This window comes from Deltaproteobacteria bacterium (assembly GCA_021159305.1).
Lineage (GTDB): Bacteria > Campylobacterota_A > Desulfurellia > JAGGSF01 > JAGGSF01 > JAGGSF01.
In genome coordinates this window covers 1-2,946 of sequence record JAGGSB010000088.1, presented here as the reverse complement: position 1 = coordinate 2,946, position 2,946 = coordinate 1, and the positions used below count along the sequence as shown (strand labels likewise).

Annotated in this window: 2 protein-coding genes; both read right to left on the bottom strand. The window is 40.1% G+C overall.

The annotated features are described in order from the left end of the window. Positions 1 to 152: 152 nt before the first annotated feature. Positions 153 to 1,673: a YifB family Mg chelatase-like AAA ATPase gene (locus tag J7J10_05860; GenBank protein MCD6130454.1), complete on the bottom strand. Its 1,521-nt coding sequence runs from the start codon at positions 1,671 to 1,673 to the stop codon at positions 153 to 155. Beyond that, positions 1,673 to 2,946: hypothetical protein (locus tag J7J10_05855; protein ID MCD6130453.1), on the bottom strand; the 1,274-nt coding region annotated here is incomplete at its 5' end. The genes J7J10_05855 and J7J10_05860, both read right to left, overlap by 1 nt.

Here is a 2,946-nt window from a genome sequence, read left to right as displayed (position 1 = left end):
GCTTTCGCGGGAATGACAGAGGGAAAAGTAATCTAGGGGCAAAAGAAAGAATATTAGCCACGGGATTAGTACCCCCGCGTGTCATTCCGCACCTGATGCGGAATCCGGATTAACCCCCCTTACTTCCCCCCTGAGGGGGGTTAATCCAAAGGTTAAAACTTTGTTAAATCCAGACTCCTGTATTGCAACGCCTCCTTTAGATGAGATGGTAGTATATTTTCTTCTTGTTCTAAATCTGCTATTGTTCTGGCTACCTTCAAGACCTTGCTGTATCCTCGAGCAGAAAGACCCAATCTTTCCATCGCCTTTTCCACAATTTTCTTTCCTTCATCATCTAAATTGCAATATCTATCTATTTGTTTCACATCCATCTGGGCATTAGTAGAAATCTTTTCGTCTTTTAATCTTTTTCTCTGAATATCTTTTGCCTTCCCTACCCTTTTCCTTATATCTTTTGAACTTTCTCCCCTCTCTTTGGATGAGATATCCTCATATTCCAATTCTGGCACTTCTATCTGAATGTCAATTCTATCCAGAATAGGTCCTGATATCTTTGACCTGTATCTTCTTATTTGTTCAAAGGTGCAGATGCATTCCTTTTTCTTTGAACCGTAAAACCCGCAGGGACAGGGATTCATGGCACAAATCAACATGAAGTTTGCGGGAAATTCCACTGTGAGTCTCGCTCGCGATACCGTGATTCTACCCTTTTCCATAGGTTCCCTCAATGCTTCAATGACATTTCTCTTAAATTCTGGAAATTCATCTAAAAATAAAATTCCCTGATGGGCTAAGGAAATTTCTCCTGGTTTGGGTACACCTCCTCCACCAATCAGAGCTACATCTGATATGGTATGATGGGGAGAACGAAATGGTCTTTCTACCACAATGGGTTTTTCGCTCCTCAAAAGATTTGCCACGCTGTATATTTTGGTCACTTCTACTATTTCTTCAAGCCTCATCTCTGGCAAAATTGTAGGTAGTCTCTCAGCAAGAAGGGTTTTTCCGCTACCGGGTGGACCAATCATGAGAATGTTATGGGCACCGGAGGAAGCTACCTCCAATGCCCGTTTGGCGAAATTTTGTCCTTTTACATCACTAAAATCCACATTGTAATTCTCTTTTACATACAATGCCTTTCCATCTGAGAAAGGTTCTTTCTTCACCTTCCCAGAGATAAACTCCACTACCTCCAGCAGATTCGTGCAGGGATAAATGGGTATATCTTTTACAATAGCCGCCTCACGGGCATTTTCCTTAGGAACAATTACACTCAATCCCATTTTTTTAGCTAAAACAACAATAGGTAAAATCCCTCTCGTTCTTCTTAAATTCCCATTTAATGACAGTTCGCCTACGATAATATATCTTTCAATCTCCTCAGCATTTACCCATCCATTGGCAGCAACCAATCCAATAGCCACTGGTAAATCAAATATACTGCCCTCTTTTTTTATGTCTGCTGGAGCAAGGTTAACTGTGATGCGTGTAGATTTAAGCATAAATCCTGTGTTCAAAAGAGCAGATCTTACCCTTTCTTTTCCTTCCTTTACTGCATTTTCTGCCAATCCTACAATGGTTAAACCCGGCAGACCGCGAGAGATATCTACCTCTACATCTATGGGTAAGGCACTCACGCCAACAGGGGTGGCGCTTTTTACCCTTATGAACATTATTTACTCGTCTTAATAGAGATAGAAGGGCTATCTTTACTCAATTGACCGGTGGAATCTACCGCTCTTACCCAATAAGTATAGGTAGTATTTCTATTCACAGTATTGTCTGTAAAACTCGTCTTATCCGTTTCCACTATCTCTTTAACAAACACTAAATAGCTCTTCCTATATAATATATATTTCACTACATCCGGCGTTTTGCTCTTTTCCCATTTAACCAGCACTCCTTTAGCTGTTTCAACAACAAAAATCCCTTTTGGAGAAGATGGCAACGCTTTTACCTGAATTTGTGCTACATTGGAAAAAGAACTGAACAATCCATCTGCATCCTTCGCTCTCACCTTATAAAAGTATGTCTTACCCGGCGTAAGTCCTGTATTTATGAATGTTATATAAGCCGAAGAAACTTCCTTTATCTTAGAAAATGTTTTTTCACTTTCTCCTCTATATATTTCATATAGGATTACATCGGGGGTCGTGCTGGGATGCCAGTTCAACGCAACCTTGCATGCTCCTTGCCGCTTAGTAATTAAATTGGCTGGTCCTAATGGAGGTTTTTTTGTCACCGCACATACTGCAGGTGATGGTTTGCTTACTGCACCTGCCTCATTGTATGCACTGACAGAATAACAATAAGTGGCATTATCGGGTAGGTTTTCATCAATGTAGGAGGCATTCAATCTCCCTCTGACTTTGGCTAATTTTTTTAGGGGTTCACTCTTTGATTCTCCTCTGTATATTATATAACCGCAAACATTTTCTTTGTTTGATACAGCCCAGGAAAGTGGAATTTTTCTACAAATATTACTCATTGCAGTAAGAACCTGTGGTATAGCTGGTGGCGGAGCAGTTTTTGCTGGTACGGGTAGAGAAAGGTATCCCAGCTTCCCATCTTTGTCAAAAGCTGCAATCTTATAGTAATATGTAGTTTCATCCTGCAGGTGTTTAAAAACATCACCTTTATCTATATAGATTGTTTTATATCTACCTTTGGTTTCTCCCACTTTTCTATAGTCTCCGTCTTTTACTGTGCCTCTGAAAATTCTATATCCACCTACACCTTCATATCCCATTATGGGTTGCCATTTTAGCATTACAGCCCTGGTGTTCCCTGTAGCAACTATACTTTTAGGAGGTGGAATATTAACACTCGTTTTAATCACTGGATGTGTTTTTACATGATACATTCCTGCACATCCTGTCAACAAAAGAAGAATAATAAACGGAATAAGTCTTCTCATAAAAACCTTCTTGGGAGTTTTTACGGCAA

What these genes read in the sequence shown, in the direction of transcription:
- J7J10_05860 (MCD6130454.1), bottom strand. Translation starts at nt 1,673, where the DNA reads ATGTTCATAAGGGTAAAAAGCGCCACCCCTGTTGGCGTGAGTGCCTTA.